The sequence below is a fragment of the Streptomyces sp. NPDC006365 genome (genome assembly GCF_042870755.1).
Lineage (GTDB): Bacteria > Actinomycetota > Actinomycetes > Streptomycetales > Streptomycetaceae > Streptomyces > Streptomyces xiangluensis.
In genome coordinates this window covers 283,566-300,215 of the sequence record NZ_JBIAHS010000006.1, presented here as the reverse complement: position 1 = coordinate 300,215, position 16,650 = coordinate 283,566, and the positions used below count along the sequence as shown (strand labels likewise).

13 protein-coding genes are annotated in these 16,650 nt (G+C 72.0%); 10 read left to right on the top strand and 3 right to left on the bottom strand.

The annotated features are described in order from the left end of the window. Positions 1-67: 67 nt before the first annotated feature. The 9 genes from paaN (at position 68) to paaE (ending at position 8,512) form a co-directional block, all read left to right on the top strand. On the top strand, positions 68-1,786 hold the full coding sequence (gene paaN, locus ACFYO0_RS19640; protein ID WP_388677234.1) for a phenylacetic acid degradation protein PaaN: 1,719 nt from the start codon (positions 68-70) through the stop codon (positions 1,784-1,786). Next, entirely contained in the window at positions 1,776-2,957 is a 1,182-nt protein-coding gene (locus tag ACFYO0_RS19635) for a thiolase family protein (protein ID WP_388677232.1), read from the top strand. Before paaN ends, ACFYO0_RS19635 begins: the two co-directional genes overlap by 11 nt. Next, positions 2,954-3,751, top strand: coding sequence for an enoyl-CoA hydratase/isomerase family protein (locus ACFYO0_RS19630; RefSeq protein WP_388677230.1), 798 nt, complete (start codon positions 2,954-2,956; stop codon positions 3,749-3,751). Before ACFYO0_RS19635 ends, ACFYO0_RS19630 begins: the two co-directional genes overlap by 4 nt. Continuing rightward, positions 3,748-4,617, top strand: a complete 870-nt coding sequence (locus ACFYO0_RS19625) for a 3-hydroxyacyl-CoA dehydrogenase family protein (RefSeq protein WP_388677227.1) — start codon at positions 3,748-3,750, stop codon at positions 4,615-4,617. Before ACFYO0_RS19630 ends, ACFYO0_RS19625 begins: the two co-directional genes overlap by 4 nt. A 109-nt stretch (positions 4,618-4,726) precedes the next feature. Then, positions 4,727-5,704, top strand: coding sequence for a 1,2-phenylacetyl-CoA epoxidase subunit PaaA (gene paaA / locus ACFYO0_RS19620; RefSeq protein ID WP_388677614.1), 978 nt, complete (start codon positions 4,727-4,729; stop codon positions 5,702-5,704). Beyond that, entirely contained in the window at positions 5,701-5,997 is a 297-nt protein-coding gene (gene paaB, locus ACFYO0_RS19615; protein WP_388677224.1) for a 1,2-phenylacetyl-CoA epoxidase subunit PaaB, read from the top strand. Before paaA ends, paaB begins: the two co-directional genes overlap by 4 nt. Before the next feature lie 30 nt (positions 5,998-6,027). Next, positions 6,028-6,894, top strand: coding sequence for a 1,2-phenylacetyl-CoA epoxidase subunit PaaC (gene paaC, locus ACFYO0_RS19610; RefSeq protein ID WP_388677221.1), 867 nt, complete (start codon positions 6,028-6,030; stop codon positions 6,892-6,894). After that, the gene (gene paaD / locus ACFYO0_RS19605; protein ID WP_388677218.1) at positions 6,888-7,406 is read left to right on the top strand and encodes a 1,2-phenylacetyl-CoA epoxidase subunit PaaD; all 519 of its coding nucleotides are present in this window, start codon (positions 6,888-6,890) and stop codon (positions 7,404-7,406) included. Before paaC ends, paaD begins: the two co-directional genes overlap by 7 nt. Beyond that, positions 7,403-8,512, top strand: coding sequence for a 1,2-phenylacetyl-CoA epoxidase subunit PaaE (gene paaE / locus ACFYO0_RS19600; RefSeq protein ID WP_388677216.1), 1,110 nt, complete (start codon positions 7,403-7,405; stop codon positions 8,510-8,512). Before paaD ends, paaE begins: the two co-directional genes overlap by 4 nt. 7 nt (positions 8,513-8,519) lie before the next feature. On the opposite strand, the gene ACFYO0_RS19595 is transcribed toward paaE, so the two are convergent. Genes ACFYO0_RS19595 through ACFYO0_RS19585 form a run of 3 tightly spaced genes read right to left on the bottom strand, consistent with a single transcriptional unit; the run spans position 8,520 to position 12,608 of the window. Next, positions 8,520-9,485, bottom strand: coding sequence for an Acg family FMN-binding oxidoreductase (locus ACFYO0_RS19595; protein ID WP_388677213.1), 966 nt, complete (start codon positions 9,483-9,485; stop codon positions 8,520-8,522). A gap of 34 nt (positions 9,486-9,519) precedes the next feature. After that, positions 9,520-9,966 carry a hypothetical protein gene (locus ACFYO0_RS19590; protein WP_388677210.1) on the bottom strand — a complete coding sequence of 149 codons (447 nt, stop codon included), beginning with the start codon at positions 9,964-9,966 and terminating at the stop codon, positions 9,520-9,522. Then, complete coding sequence (locus ACFYO0_RS19585; protein ID WP_388677207.1) at positions 9,966-12,608, bottom strand: multicopper oxidase domain-containing protein; 2,643 nt, start codon at positions 12,606-12,608, stop codon at positions 9,966-9,968. Before ACFYO0_RS19585 ends, ACFYO0_RS19590 begins: the two co-directional genes overlap by 1 nt. A gap of 345 nt (positions 12,609-12,953) precedes the next feature. On the opposite strand from ACFYO0_RS19585, the gene ACFYO0_RS19580 reads away from it, so the two are divergent. Next, positions 12,954-16,649 (top strand): nitrate reductase subunit alpha, encoded by a 3,696-nt coding sequence (locus ACFYO0_RS19580; RefSeq protein ID WP_388677204.1) that lies wholly within the window; start codon positions 12,954-12,956, stop codon positions 16,647-16,649. Position 16,650: the final 1 nt, after the last annotated feature.

Genomic DNA, 16,650 nt, shown 5'->3' with positions numbered 1-16,650 from the left:
CTCCCCCTCCCCCGTACCTGGGCGCACTGCACTCACCAACCGACCGAACGTTCGGCCTGGAGCCTCCATGTCCACCGACCAGCATCCCGACCTCCCCGACTTCTACGCACGCCACGCGGACCTGCTCGACCAGGCGGTGGCCCGCACCGTCGACCGCGACTACTGGACGCCCTACCCGGAGGCCCCGAGCACCTCCGTGTACGGCGCCGGAGCACCCGAGGCGGGCGAGGCCGCCTTCCGCGGCCTCCTCGACCACCCCTTCCCACTCGACGGGCACCCCACCACCGGCACCGTCCCCGCCACGGAGGTGTCGCCGTACGGCTTCCCCCTCGGCGTCAGCTATCCGCATCTGGCGCCCGAGGCCGCCGTGGCGACGGCCAAGTCCGCGGCCCCGGCATGGCGTTCCGCGAGCCCCGACGTCCGGGCGGGAGTGGCGGCGGAGATCCTCGCCCGCCTCAACGCGGCGAGCTTCGAGATCGCGCACGCCGTCCAGCACACCACCGGCCAGCCCTTCGTGATGGCCTTCCAGGCGGGCGGCCCGCACGCCCAGGACCGCGGCCTCGAAGCGGTGGCGTACGCCTGGGAGGCCCAGCGGCGCCATCCGGCCACCGCGCGCTGGAGCAAGCCGCGGCGCCGGGGCGGACCGCTGATCATGGACAAGACGTACACGCCGGTCGGCCGGGGCGTCGCCGTGCTCGTCGCCTGCAACACCTTCCCCACCTGGAACGGCTATCCGGGCTTCTTCGCGAGCCTGGTCACGGGCAACCCGGTGATCGTCAAGCCGCACCGGCGGGCCGTGCTGCCGCTGGCGATCACCGTGCGGATCGCCCGCGAGGTGCTGGCGGAAGCCGGGTTCGACCCGGACGTGGTGCTGCTGGCCTCCTCCCGCCCCGAGGAACGCACCGCTCCCGCCCTGGCCACCCACGCCGACGTACGGATCGTGGACTTCACCGGCTCCAGTGAGTTCGGCGACTGGCTGGAGGACAACGCCCGCCAGGCCGTCGTACACACGGAGAAGGCGGGTCTGAACACCGTCGTAGTGGACTCCACGGACGACTACGCCGGACTGCTGCGCAACCTCGCGTTCTCGCTGTCGCTCTACAGCGGCCAGATGTGCACCACCCCGCAGAACATCCTCGTGCCCCGCGACGGGTTCCGCACCGACCAAGGGCCGCGTACCGCCGACGAGTTCGCCGCCGATCTGGGCTCCGCGCTGGACGACCTCCTCGGCGACCCCGCCCGCGCCGCCGCCACCCTCGGGGCGATCGTGAACGGCGGAGTTCTCGCGCGTGTGGAGGAGGCGGCAGCCCTGGGCCGTACCGCGCATCCCTCGCGGGCCGTGTCGCACCCCGACCACCCGGACGCCGTCGTCCGCACCCCGCTGGTGGCCCGGCTCGACGCCGAGGCCGACGAGAAGACCTACACGAGCGAGTGGTTCGGGCCGGTCTCCTTCGTCATCGCCACCGACGACACCGCGCACTCCCTGCGCGTGCTGCACGACACCGTAGGGTGCCACGGCGCGCTCACCGCCTGCGTCTACGCGACCGGCGGGGACGTGCTGGCGGCGGCGCGGGCGACGGCCCTGGAGGCGGGCGCGCACCTGTCGGAGAACCTGACCGGCGACGTGTTCCCCAACCAGTCCGCCGCCTTCAGCGACTTCCACGGCACGTCGGCCAACCCGGCCGCCAACGCGACGCTGACCGACCCGGCGTTCGTCACGGGCCGCTTCTCCGTCCTCCAGTCCCGCCGTCACGCACCGGCCGAGGAGCACGCCGATGTCCGATGAGGTCTATCTGATCGACGGTGCCCGTACCCCGCAGGGCCGTTACGGCGGTGCCCTGTCCTCCGTGCGCCCCGACGACCTGGCCGCGCTCGTCGTCGGCGAGGCCGTGCGCCGCGCCGGGATCCCGGCCGACTCCGTGGACGAGGTGATCCTCGGCGCCGCGAACCAGGCCGGGGAGGACAACCGGGACGTCGCGCGGATGGCCGTACTGCTGGCCGGACTTCCGCACACCGTGCCCGGATACACGGTCAATCGGCTGTGCGCCTCGGGGCTCACGGCCGTCGCGTCCGCCGCGCACTCGATACGGGCGGGCGAGGCCGAGCTGCTCGTGGCCGGCGGGGTCGAGTCGATGACCCGTGCGCCCTGGGTGATGGCCAAGCCGGGCACACCCTGGTCCCGGCCCGGCGACGTCCACGACACCTCACTCGGCTGGCGCTTCACCAACCCGCGCTTCCCCGCGACGACGACCTTGTCGATGGGCGAGACCGCGGAGGAGGTCGCCACCCTCGACGGCATCAGCCGCCTGGACGCGGACTCCTTCGCGCTGCGCAGCCACCGCCGGGCGGTGGCCGCACAGACGGCGGGCCGCTTCGCGGCGGAGATCGTCCCGGTGCCGGTGGCGGACGGTGAGGTCACCCAGGACGAAGGGCCGCGCCCGGCCACCACGTTGGAGAAGCTGAGCGGCCTGCGCACCGTCTTCCGCCCGGGCGGCATCGTCACCGCGGGCAACTCCTCGCCGCTGTCCGACGGGGCTGCCGCCCTGGTGGTGGCGAGCGGGGCGGCGGTGGAGCGCTACGGGCTTACTCCCCGGGCCCGTGTCATCACCGCCGCCTCGGCCGGGGTCGAGCCCCACCTGATGGGGCTCGGCCCCGTGCCGGCCACCGCCAAGGCTCTCGACCGGGCGGGCTGGACGGCCGGGGATCTCGACGCGGTCGAACTCAACGAGGCCTTCGCCGCCCAGGCCCTTGCGGTCGTGCACCGGCTGAAGCTCGACCCGGACCGCGTCAACGCCGACGGCGGCGCCATCGCCCTCGGCCACCCCCTGGGCTGCTCCGGCGCCCGCATCCTGCTCACCCTGCTGGGCCGACTGGAGCGGGAGGGTGGCCGGCGAGGTCTGGCGACCCTCTGCGTCGGGGTGGGACAGGGCGTGGCCATGCTCGTGGAGCGCGTATGAACAAGACACCCGCGGAACGCCCGTACGAGAACCAGTCGTACGAGACGCTCTCGGTCGAGGAGGGCACGGACCGGGTGGTCGTCACCTTGTGCCGGCCCGCCGCCCGCAACGCCATCAACGGCCGCATGATCGCCGAACTGCACGGGGTGTGCGAGGAGTTGGAGCGAGCCCCGAAGTTCCTGCTGCTCACCGGGCACGGCGGGGTCTTCGCGGGCGGTGCCGACATCGGCGAACTGCGCGCTCGGGGCCGCGACGAGGCCCTCCAGGGCATCAACAGCCGCCTCTTCGAGCGGGTGCGCAGGCTGCCCCTGCCCACCGTGGCCGCGGTGCCGGGCTGGGCGCTGGGCGGGGGCGCCGAGTTGGCGTACGCCTGCGACCTCAGAATCGCCGGGCCGGACGCGGTCTTCGGCAATCCCGAACCGGGCCTCGGCATACTCGCCGCCGCCGGTGCGTGCCGGCGGCTGCGCGAACTGGTGGGCGAGTCGGTGGCCAAGCAGGTCCTGCTCGCCGGACGCACCCTCAACGCGCCGGCCGCACTCGCCTGCGGGCTCGTCATGGACGTCGTACCGACGGACCGGCTGATCGACGAGGCGCACGCGCTGCTCGACCGGATGGCCCGCTCCTCGGCCCTCGCCCTGCGGCTGACGAAGCTCGTCACCGATGCCCCGGGTGCCCATCCCGTGGCCGACGACCTTGCTCAGGCGGTGCTCTTCGAGAGCCCGGACAAGGAGGAGCGCATGACGCGCTTCCTGGAGAAGACGGCGAAGACGGAGAAGACGGGAGGCCTGGCATGAACTCGGCAGCAGCACCGCCCTCCGTGGTGGGGGTGATCGGCGGCGGCCGCATGGGCGCCGGTATCGCCCAGTCCTTCGCGGCCGCCGGGTCGCGCGTGGCCGTCGTGGAGCGCGACGGCTCCGCGGGCGCCGCCGCTCTGGAGCGAATCGCCAAGGGACTTCGGCAGGCGACCGAGCGCGGGACGCTCGCACTCGCCGGGCCGTCGGATCTCGACGTGCCGGACCGGGTCGCCGTCGTTTCCTCGATCGCCGCACTGCCCCACGACACCGACCTGGTCGTCGAGGCGGTCCCGGAGGACCCGGCGCTCAAGGCCGAGTTGCTCACCGCCGCCGAGGACGTCGTACACGACGGATGCGTGCTGGCCAGCAACACCAGCTCCCTTTCCGTCACCGAACTCGCGGCGACCCTGCGGCGTCCCGGGCGGTTCCTGGGGATGCACTTCTTCAACCCCGTTCCCGTCTCCGCCCTCGTCGAACTGGTCCTGACCCCCGACACCACCGAAACGACCCGGTCCGCGGCGGTCCGCTGGACGCACGCCCTCGGCAAACAGGACGTCGTCGTCAAGGACTCGCCCGGCTTCGCCAGCAGCCGCCTCGGCCTCGCCCTCGGCCTTGAGGCGATCCGCATGGTCGAGGAGGGGGTCGCCGACGCGGAGGCCATCGACACGGCCATGCACCTCGGCTACCGGCACCCGATGGGCCCGCTGCGCCTCACCGACGTGGTCGGACTCGACGTACGGCTCGCCATCGCGGAGCACCTGCACGCGACGCTCGGCGAGCGGTTCGCGCCGCCGCGGCTGCTGCGGGACAAGGTCGCCCGCGGTGAGCTGGGCCGCAAGAGCGGTCAGGGGTTCTACCGATGGTGACAGGAACTCCGGAACCTCCCAGAACAGGGAACGCCGCGCCCTGGTCTTCCGCGGTCACTGACCGCTCCCCCTCAACGGACCCCTCCCCCGACCCACGACAGGACACGCCATCGTGAACACCCCCACCGCAGCGCCCCCGCCGCCGTACGACCCCGAGGCCGCCTTCGAGAACACCATCGCCCGTGACCAGCGCGTCGAACCCCGCGACTGGATGCCCGACGCCTACCGGGCCACGCTCGTCCGGCAGATCGCCCAGCACGCCCACTCCGAGATCATCGGCATGCAGCCGGAGGGCGAGTGGATCACCCGGGCGCCCTCGCTGCGCCGCAAGGCGATCCTCTTCGCCAAGGTGCAGGACGAGGCGGGCCACGGGCTCTACCTCTACTCGGCGGCCGAGACGCTCGGCGCCGACCGCACGGAGCTGACGGAGCGGCTGATCGACGGAGGTCAGAAGTACTCCTCGATCTTCAATTACCCCACCCGCACCTTCGCCGACGTCGGGGTGATCGGCTGGTTCGTGGACGGGGCGGCCATCTGCAATCAGGTCCCGCTGTGCCGCACCTCGTACGGCCCGTACGGACGTGCCATGGTCCGCATCTGCAAGGAGGAGTCCTTCCACCAACGGCAGGGCTACGAACTGCTGCTGACCATGATGCGCGGCACCGACGAACAGCGCGCCATGGTGCAGGACGCCGTCGATCGCTGGTGGTGGCCGTCCCTGATGATGTTCGGCCCGCCCGACGACGACTCCCCCAACTCGGCACGGTCCATGGCCTGGAGGATCAAGCGGCACAGCAACGACCAACTGCGGCAGCGCTTCGTCGACATGACCGTCCCGCAGGCCGAGAAGCTGGGCGTCACCCTGCCCGACCCGGACCTGCGATGGAACGAGGAGCGCGGCCACCACGACTTCTCCGCCCCCGACTGGGACGAGCTGAAGCGGGTCGTCTCCGGTGACGGACCGTGCAACGCCGAGCGGATCGCCCGTCGCCGGGCCGCGCACGAGGAGGGCGCCTGGGTACGGCGGGCCGCCGCCGCGCACGCCGACAAGCGGACGGCCCGGCTGCGGGAAGGGGCGGCGGCATGAGTACGACGACAAAGGGCGACTGGCCGCTGTACGAGGTGTTCGTCCGCGGCAAGCGCGGGCTCAACCACGTCCACGTCGGCTCCCTGCGCGCCGCCGACGACGAGATGGCCCTCCTGCACGCCCGCGACCTCTACACACGGCGCAACGAAGGCGTGAGCATCTGGGCCGTGCGCTCGGACACCATCGCCGCCTCCGCACCCGACGAGAAGGATCCCTTCTTCGCGCCCAGCGGCGACAAGGTCTACCGGCACCCCACCTTCTACGACATCCCCGACGACGTCCCCCACATCTAGGGAACATCCAGGAACATTTAGGAGCAGCGCATGACCGACGAGGATGTGTACGTCGACGGCGACAGCGCGCGCTGGGCATTCGGCACCGGCTTCACCGACCCCCTGCACGGCGTCGACCAGGCGGTGCCCGACGGGGTCGACGCGGAAGACCTGGCCGCCTGCTGTGCAGCGCTCGGCGACGACGCCCTGGTGTCCGCGCAGCGGCTGGCCGAATGGTGCACCCGCGCCCCGGAGTTGGAGGAAGAGCTGGCACTGGCCAACATCGGACTCGACCTCCTCGGCCAGGCCCGTCTGCTGTACGCCAGGGCGGGCCGGGCCGACGGCACGGGCCGCGGCGAGGACGCGTACGCCTACTTCCGCGAGCCGGAGGACTTCCGCAACGTACGCCTCGCCGAACTGCCGGGCGGGGACTTCGCGTTCACCGTCGTCCGTCTGCTGGTGCTGTCCGTCTGGCGGCTGGCCGTGTGCGAGGCGCTCGCCGCCGCACCCGACCCCGTGCTGGCCGCGATCGCCGCGAAGAGCGTCAAGGAGCTGGCCTACCACCGCCGTTACGCGGCGGAGTGGACGGTACGGCTCGGTGACGGCACCGACGAGTCCGCCAGTCGTGTACGGGCCGCGCTGGACGCCCTCGCCCCCTGGCTGGACGAGCTGCTGACGGACCGCGCCGCCGCACGCCTGGGCGTGGAGCCGGTGGACGTCGCCGCTCGGACCCGGCTGGAGCTGTTCCACGTGCTGGCCGATGCCGGGCTGAACCGGCCCGACGACGTGTCCCGGCTCGATGCGCCGGTGTCCTCGGTCCCGGGCTCCGGCAGGGACGGCGAGCACACCCCGCATCTGGCGCCCCTCCTCGCCGAGCTGCAGAGCGTCGCCCGCGCACACCCGGACGCGTCGTGGTGACGGCGTCGGCGGCACGGGCGTTGCGGATCGCCGCCGAGGTCCCCGACCCCGAACTGCCCATGCTGACGCTCGCGGACCTCGGGGTGCTGCACGGCGTCGACGTGACGCCCGACGGAACCGTCGTCGCACGGCTCACCCCGACATACGCGGGCTGCCCCGCCGTGGCCGAGATGCGTGCCGAGGTGGCGGCCCGGCTGCGGGCCGCCGGCTTCACCGACGTACGGGTGGTCACGGTGCTCGATCCGCCGTGGACCACGGACCGGATCACCGAAGAGGGCCGCCGCAAGCTGGCGGAGCACGGCATCGCGCCGCCCGGGCCACGCAGCGGGCCGGGCCCGGAACCGGGCCGGACCTGGCTGACCCTGTCGACCACACCGACCGAAGTTCCCTGCCCGCGCTGCGCCTCGGTGGACACCGAGGAGATCTCGCGCTTCGCCGCCACCGCCTGCACGGCACTTCGGCGCTGTCGTGCCTGTCTGGAGCCGTTCCCTCACGTCAAGGACCTGCTATGACCCTGCCTCCCGTTCGGTCCCGCCGCCCGGCCTTCCACGCCCTGCGCGTGTCCTCCGTGGAACCGCTGTGCGCCGACGCGGCCGCTCTCACCTTCGACGTACCCGACCGCCTGGCCGCCGAGTTCGCGTTCCGTCCGGGTCAGTGCCTCACCGTGCGCCGCGAGATCGACGGTCGTGACGAACGGCGCTCGTACTCGATCTGCGCACCGGCCGGTACGGCACCGCGCATCGGTGTCCGCGTGGTACCGGGCGGGCTGTTCTCCTCCTGGCTCGTGCACGGCGTACGCCCCGGGGACACTCTGCAGGTCATGGCCCCGACCGGCGCGTTCGCCCCGGATCTGACCGGTGCCGGCGGCCTCGGCCACCAGGTACTCGTCGCCGCCGGGTCCGGTGTCACGCCGATGCTGTCCATCGCCGCGTCCGTCCTCGCCGCGGACGAGGACGCGCGCGTCACGCTCCTGTACGGCAACCGGCGCACCGGCACCGTGATGTTCGCGGACGAGCTCGCCGACCTGAAGGACCGGTACGCGGCCCGTTTCCAGCTCGCCCACGTCCTGTCCCGCGAGCCGCGCGAGGCCGCGTTGCTCTCCGGCCGTCTCGACACCGAGCGGCTCACCGCACTGCTGGACGCTCTCCTCGACGTCCGGGAGGTCGCCCACTGGTGGCTGTGCGGCCCGCACGGCATGGTGCGCGACGCCCGCGCGCTCCTCACCGGACTCGGCGTCCCGGTGGACCGTGTCCACCAGGAACTGTTCCACGCGGACGATGAGCCCCCCGCACCGCCCGCCACGCCCACCACCGACCGCGACGACGCCCCGGGCCGGGGCCCGACGAGCGAGGTCACCGTGGTCCTCGACGGCCGGGCGACCACGTTCGCCGCGCCACGCCACCGCGGCATCCTCGACGGCGCCCAACAGGTCCGCCCCGACCTGCCGTTCGCGTGCAAGGGCGGCGTCTGCGGAACGTGCCGCGCCCTGGTCACCGACGGTACAGCGGACATGCGCCGCAACTACGCCCTGGAACCGGCGGAGGTCTCAGAGGGCTACGTCCTCACCTGCCAGACCTACGCCGCCTCCGACACCCTCACGGTCGACTACGACAGCTGAGCCCCCATCAGCGGCCTCGCGGTGTGCCGGCGCCGTCCGGGCCGTAACCGAAGCGGATCAGCACCTGCGGATGGCATCGCTTGTCTCGCGGGAGGGCTGTCGCGGCCCGCAGGTCGGACCATTCCATGGCCTGGTGCAGGAGTGAGGTGCGCAGTCCGCGCGCGGTCGCCGTGAGGAGTACGTACTGGAGTGCCTGGCCGGCGCGCAGCCAGTCCTCCCGCCGGTCGTGGAGCGTCCACAAGAGGCCCAGCTGGACGTGGCGTTCGAACCACAGGGCGGGCAGACGGAGGGCGGGCAGTGTGCTGGTGAAATCCCGCATCGGCATCCGCCCGGCCGCGTCGGGCGGGCCCAGGGCGGTGACGGGAATGCCGTACGAGGCATTGGAGCCGGGGGCGGTGAGCCAGGTGAGGGTTTCGGCGGAACGTTCCGGGTGTGCACGGTTGCGTTCCTCGGCTGCGGCGGTCAGGCGCAGCAGTTGCCGGGTTCCGGCGATGTCCGGTATGTGCAGGCGCGCGTCGGCGGACCGCGCGGCCGAGGCCATCTCCGCCACGATCGGCTCGGGCACCGGGCGGCCGGTGAAGGGCATCCGGCTGGTGTGCCGTCGTGCGATGGCCTCGTAGAGACCCGGGTCCGACGGCTGGTCGTCCGCGCCGAGGGGACCGGTCAGTCGTACGGCGGCCAGCAGGCCGGGGGTGTGACGGTCCGGCAGCAGCCTCACCTCGGGACGCCGGCCCAAGTGGACTGCGGCGAGGCGGAGGTTGAAGACCGCGGCGCCCACGGACAGATACTGGGCCCGGTGCATCGGGTCGGTGAGCGGCAGGGTGCGCTCCGGTGCCGAATGGACCTCCAGCACCTGGCGGTCGGGGTCCAGGCGAAAGCGCCAGGGCTGTGTGTTGTGGATCGACGGGGCCGCCACGGCCGACGCCAGGAGCGACTCCACGGTGGCTGCGTCCAGCGGGGCTTCGGTGCGCATGATGCCTCCTCTTTTCTTTGTCCCGGGCCATGGGTCATGTGGCCGGGAGAGCGGTGGCCAGTAGGACGACGCCGAGTGAGCCGACGAGGGAGACGACCGCCAGGGCGCGGGCCAGGTCGGAGCGGCCCTTGGCGTGGGCGATGCCGTGTCCGGCCGCGGCGAGCATCACCACCACGAACAGGGCGAGTTTGGTGGCGAGGGTGCGGCCGTAGCCGGGTTCGGCGAGGGAGGCCCAGGTGACGCCCTTGTGCCAGGCCATGGCCCAGCCGGTGGCCAGCTGCACGGGCAGGAACACCGCCCCGGTCAGCATCCCGAAACGGCGGCCCGCCGCGGCGGTGAAGCTGTCCTTGGCCTCCGGGGCGAGCAGATGGCGGGCCAGCGGCAGGATCACCAGGGAGAGGGCCAACTGCCCACCGACCCACAGGGCGGCGCCGGCCACGTGCGCGAACCGCACCAGGGACCACAGGCCGACGGTGTCCATCAGTCGCTCACCTCCACCATGCCATGCGCTCCCGCCTCGGCGTGGCGCATGTCGTGGTCGACGAAGGCGTAGTGGCCGGCCTCGGGGAACGTCGTCTCGACGAAGCCGCCCTGTGCCGGGGCCAGGTCCAGCACCTGCGCGCCGCCCGGATCACCGGGCTTGAGCAGGTAGGCGCCCTCCTTGTAGACGGTGTCGAAGACGGTTCCCACGAGGTGGAAGGCGATGCCGTCGCCGGGTCCGGCGGCGACCACCCAGAAGCGGGCCCGCTCACCGGCCTTCACCTTCAGCGGCTCCTTGGCGTACTGGTTGGCCATGCCGTTGAACACCCAGGCGTCCGGGGTGTTCTGACGCATCTTCGTCACCTGCGCGGTACTGCCCGGGGTGCCGAGGTACAGCTCTGAGGAGACCAGTACGTACTCGTGGTCCACCCTCGCGAGGCCGGGCGGGTCGATGACGATGGCGCCGTACATGCCGTTGCCGATGTGCTGGAGCATCGGTGCGGTGCTGCAGTGGTACAGCCAGGCCCCGGCCTTCTCGGCGCGGAAGCGGTAGACCAGACGCTCGCCGGGCTGGATGGTGCGCATGGGCCGGTCGGGGGCGAGGGAGCCGGCGTGGAAATCGATGCCGTGGCCCATGCCGTGGTCGTCGTTGACGAGGGTGATCTCGAAGACGTCGCCGACCTTGCCGTGCAGGGTGGGGCCTGGTGCGGTACCGCCGAAGGTCCACATCTGCTGCTTCACGCCGGGGGTGACCTCAACTGTCGTATGGGCGGCGTGCAGTTCGACCTTGTGGACCGTCCCGCCGGGCGCGGGGGCCAGGTCGGCGTCGCGTGGCCGCCAGCCGGTGGAGTAGTCGGCGGCGAGGTCCGGACCGGCGTCGTCGTTGTCGGCGGCCGATGCGTGTCCCTCGTGTCCGCTGCTGTCCTTCGCCGTGTCGCCGCCCTTGACGACGATGTCCATGGTCATCCCGGCCGCCTTGTGGCCCGGCAGGGTGCACCACGCCTCGCGGTTCTCGGTGACCTCCCCGAGGTCGAGTACGCGGGTGTCGCCCTTGGCCAGCATCGGCGTGGCGGGACCGTCCTCGACCTTGAGGTCGTGGCGCTGGGCGTCGTCGTTGGTGACCTTCAGCCGCAGCGCGGTGCCTGCCGCGACCTCGATGCGAGCCGGGCGTATGCGCATGTCGGCCAGGGTGACGTTGACGGTACGAGTCGCGGTGGCGGCACCGCCTCCCGCCGCGGAGGCGACGGCCGGGTCGCCCGTGTCCCCTCCGCTGTTGGCCACGAGCACGGCCAGCACGGTCAGTACGGCCCCTGCGGCGGTGCCCCACAGCACGGGGCGCCGTGACGCAGCGGCCGCACGTGCCTCCGACGGCAGTCCCCGGCCGCTGCGTACGAGCACCGGCACCGCGAGGGCGACAAACGAGGCCCCCGCCAGCGCGGCCAGCAGCATGCCCGTCGTCGCGGCCGGGCCGGGCAGCGGGAGTGCCGCCAGAGCGACACCGGTGTTGAGGGCCAGCGTCCTTGCCGGCCAGCCCCGTTCGAGCAGCGCCCGTACCGCCGCCCGGTCCTTCGGGCCGCTGCTGAGGACGACCGGCAGCAGGTACGTGAGCGCGCCGATGAGGATCTGGGCGACGAAGCCGATGAGCAGCACCGGGAGCAGAGCGTCGATCCCGTTCTGTGCCGCCGCGAGCGGCCGGGTGACCAGCCACGCCAGATCCGCCGCCACCGCGGTCAGCAGCCAGCTGGTGGCCGCGGCGAGCATCCAGGCCGCCGCGGCGCAGACGGGGCGGTTGCCGCGTACGGTGCGGACGAGGAGGTTGACGGCGAGGGCCGCTCCCTCCACGTACAGGGCGAGGCCCGCCGCGGCCGGCCAGCGCCAGCCGAGTGCCAGAGCGGCAACCGCGACCAGCAGTCCGCTGCCGGTGAACCACAGCACCCACCGGGACACGTTCGTGGTGCGGTCCTCCATCCGTACGCCCAGCACCGTCGGCCACAGCATGAACAGCGTGCCCAGTACGGGCAGACCGATCCAGCCGAGCAGCGTGACGTGGATGTGCGCCAGGCGCAGCCCGGCGTACCGGTCGGGTCCGCCGACGCCACCGGTGGCCAGCAGCCAGCCGAGAACGGCACCGGCCATCAGGGCCGCTGTGGCCGCCCGGTAGTAGGAGACGACCGGCTTCAGCCGCCCGCCCAGCGCGCCCCGCCCGAGGCGGACCAGCACCACCAGGTGCGCGGTGGCCGCGGCCACCAGGAGCGCGGCGGAGACGGCGGTCAGCACGGGCAGTGCGGTCCACACGCCGATGAGCAGCCCGGCCACGGCGAGGTTGGCGGTCGCGAGCCGGGCGGTGCTCCAGCGCTCGTCGGGGATCTTCGCGTGCAGCAGGGCGACGGCAAAGTGCTCGCTCCAGATCAGGATGGCGGTGGTGACGGCACCGAGCAGGAACATGTGCACCGCCTGCCAGCGGGCCACCGGCAGCGACTCCTGCGCCGCGACCGCCAGCAGGGCCAGGCACAGCCACCCCACGACCAGAACATGGGCGCGCAGATGCCGGGCCTTCACGCCGGACGCGTTGGACCTGCTCCGGTACGGGCGGGGCACGCTCGCGTGGCCGTTCCCGGGTGGCCCACTGGCGATGCTGGTCATGCCATTCCCAGACGCTTGGAGGGATGACGCGCCCGGCCGCAAGGGGCGGCCGGGCGCGTGACCGAACCGGGCGCCACGCGCCGTACGCGCTACACCTGCGGCAGCCAGGGACGGGGGAATCGGCCGCCTGGCAGGCACGGAATGCGGTCGTACAGACAGTTGGGCACCTGCGGTTCGATCAAGGCCAGCATGCAACGCCGACCCCGACCGGCTCCCCGGCCGACCGGACCCACCACCGGGACCATTGGGCCCTATTACGGCCGCTCAGAGTGGGCCGGAAGGTCGCCCGGCAGGGACCGCCGGACCCAGGTGCGAGGCGGCGCGCGACACATAGCGTTCCGGGCCATGGAGAACGATCAGAACGCACGACGCCAGGAGTCGCGCGCCGGTGAAGGCTGGCCGCTGGCCGCCCGGCGACTCCTCACCCGACGCGAGGTGTCGGCCGACGGACGCGCCGTGTTCGGCACGGGCGATCCGCAGTGGGAGGGCTTCTACCGGGACCGCTGGGCGCACGACAAGGTGGTGCGCTCCACGCACGGGGTGAACTGCACCGGTTCCTGTTCCTGGATGGTGTACGTCAAGGACGGCATCATCACCTGGGAGCACCAGGCCACCGACTACCCGTCGATCGGCACGGACTGCCCCGAGTACGAGCCGCGCGGCTGCCCGCGGGGGGCGTCGTTCTCCTGGTACACGTACTCGCCCAGCCGGGTTCGCTACCCGTACGTGCGGGGCGCGTTGCTGAAGCTGTGGCGCGAGGCCCGCAAGCGCCTCGGCGACCCGGTGGCCGCCTGGGCCGAGATCACCGGCGACCCCGCGAAGGCCCGCGCCTACAAACGGGCCCGCGGCAAGGGCGGCCTCGTACGCGCCGACTGGGACGAGGTCAGCGAGCTGGTCGCCGCCGCGCACGTGCACACCATCAAGCAGTACGGCCCCGACCGCGTCGCCGGCTTCTCCCCCATCCCCGCCATGTCGATGGCCTCCTTCGCGGCCGGCGCCCGCTTCATGTCGCTGATCGGCGGCACGCTGCTGTCCTTCTACGACTGGTACGCCGACCTGCCGATCGCTTCCCCGCAGGTCTTCGGCGACCAGACGGACGTCCCCGAGGCGGCTGACTGGTGGAACGCGGGCTACCTGATCATGTGGGGCTCCAACATCCCGGTCACCCGTACGCCCGACGCGCACTTCCTCACCGAGACCCGCTACAACGGCACCAAGGTCGTCGCGGTCAGCCCCGACTACGCGGACAACGTCAAGCACGCCGACGAGTGGCTCGCCCCGCACCCCGGCACGGACGGCGCGCTGGCGATGGCCATGGGCCACGTCATTCTGCGCGAGTTCCTCGTCGACCGCGAAGTGCCGTACTTCCAGGACTACATGCGCAAGTTCACCGACGCGCCGTTCCTGGTGACCCTGCGCGAGCACGACCACGGACTCGTCCCCGACGGGTTCCTGACCGCCGCCGATCTCGGCCATGAGGACGAGCATGCCGAGTTCAAGACGGTCCTCCTGGACGCGGCCACCGGTGAACCGGTGGTCCCCGGCGGCTCGCTCGGCTTCCGGTGGGGGGAAGCCGGGCAAGGCCGCTGGAATCTTGAACTGGGCGATGTCGTACCAGAGTTGACTCTCATCGACCGCGCCGAGGACACCGCCGAGATCGCGCTGCCCAGGTTCGACGAGGGCGGCACCGAGGGCGGTTCGTTCATGGTCCGGGGCGTTCCGGTCCGCAGGATCGGCGGACGGCTCGTCACCACCGTCTTCGATCTGATGCTCGCCCAGTACGGGGTGAAGCGGCCGGGGCTGCCGGGCAGCTGGCCGTCGTCGTACGAGGACGCGACGGAGCCGTACACCCCCGCCTGGCAGGAGACCATCACCTCCGTCCCGGCCGAGCAAGCGGCCCGTATCGCCCGGGAGTTCGCCCGCAACGCGGAGCGGACGCAGGGCCGTTCGATGATCGCTCTGGGAGCCGGCACGAACCACTGGTTCCACTCCGACACCATCTACCGGGCGTTCCTGGCGCTGGTGACGATGACCGGCTGCCAGGGCGTGAACGGCGGCGGCTGGGCGCACTACGTCGGCCAGGAGAAGATCCGCCCCATCACCGGCCTGCAGCACCTGGCCTTCGCCTTCGACTGGCAGCGGCCCACCCGGCACATGGCGGGCACCTCGTACTGGTACCTGAACTCCGACCAGTGGCGGTACGAAGCCTTCGGGCCCGACGAGTTGGCCTCGCCGCTCGGCAACGGGCGGTTCAAGGGCAAGGCGTTCGCCGACTGCCTGGCGCAGGCCGTGCGGCTGGGCTGGACGCCCGGCCACCCCGGCTTCAACCGCAACCCGCTCGACCTGACCGACGAGGCGGCGGCTCAAGGGCGCGAGGTCGCCGAGCACATCGTCGACGAACTCAAAACCGGAAGCCTGAGGTTCGCCGCCGAGGACCCGGACGATCCCGCCAACTTCCCCCGCGTACTGACCGTTTGGCGGGCGAACCTGCTGGGCTCCTCCGGCAAGGGCAACGAGTACTTCCTGCGGCACCTGCTGGGCACGGACGCCGCGGTCCGCTCCGAGGAGACACCGCACGAGGGCCGCCCGAAGGACGTGGTGTGGCGGGACGAGGCCCCCGAGGGCAAGCTCGACCTGCTGGTCACCGTGGACTTCCGGATGACGTCGACCGGCCTGCTCGCCGACGTCGTGCTGCCGGCCGCGACCTGGTACGAGAAGGACGACCTGTCCAGCACGGACATGCACCCCTTCGTGCACGCCTTCACCCCGGCCATCTCCCCTCCGTGGCAGGCCCGCACCGACTACGACACGTTCCTGACCATCGCCGACAGGTTCAGCGACCTGGCCGCCGAGCACCTGGGCACCCGTACCGACGTACTCGCGGTGCCGCTGCTGCACGACACCCCGGACGAACTCGCCCAGCCGGGCGGGGTGGTACGGGACTGGAAGACGGGCGAGTGCGAGCCGATCCCGGGGCGGACGATGCCGAAGCTTGTCGTCATCGAACGGGACTTTGCCGCCGTGGCGCAGAAGATGCGCGCGGTCGGCCCCCTGCTGGACACCTTGGGCACCACCACCAAGGGCATCACCGTCCACCCGAACCAGGAGCTGGACGAGCTGCGCCGGCGCAACGGAACGGTCCGGGACGGAATCGCCGCCGGGCGCCCCTCCCTCGCCACCGCCACCGACATGTGCGAGGCCGTCCTCGCCCTGTCCGGCACCACCAACGGACGGCTGGCCACCGAGGGCTTCCGTGAGCTTCAGCGCCAGACCGGTAGCGAGGGCCTGGTGGAACTGGCTTCCGAGCGCGAGGCGGAGCGCATCACCTTCGCCGACACCCGCACCCAGCCCCGGGCCGTGATGACGTCGTACGAGTGGTCGGGCTCGGAGACCGGCGGGCGCCGCTACTCGCCCTTCGTCATCAACACCGAGCACAAGAAGCCCTGGCACACCCTCACCGGCCGCCAGCACTTCTTCGTCCAGCACGACTGGATCAGCGAGATGGGTGAGCAACTCCCGGTCTACCGGCCGCCGTTGAACACACCCCGGCACTACGGAAACGAGGAACTCGGCGGCGACCGCGCAGAGGTCACGGTCCGCTATCTGACCCCGCACTCCAAGTGGTCCATCCACTCGAACTACCAGGACAACAGGTACATGCTCGATCTGTCCCGCGGCGGCCCGGTGATCTGGATGTCCACCGCCGACGCCGAGAAGATCGGCGTCAAGGACAACGAGTGGATCGAGGCGTACAACCGCAACGGCGTCGTCGCCGCCCGGGCCGTGGTCACCCACCGCATGCCCGAGGGGACCGTGTACATGTACCACGCCCAGGACCGCAACGTGAACGTCCCGAAGACCGAGGTCAGCGGCAAGCGCGGCGGCATCCACAACTCCCTGACCCGGCTCCTGCTCAAGCCCACCCACCTCGCGGGCGGCTACGCCCAGTTCACCTACGCCTTCAACTACTACGGCCCGACCGGCAACCAGCGCGACGAGGTCACCGTCATCCGCAGGCGGTCCCAGGATGTGGAGTACTGAC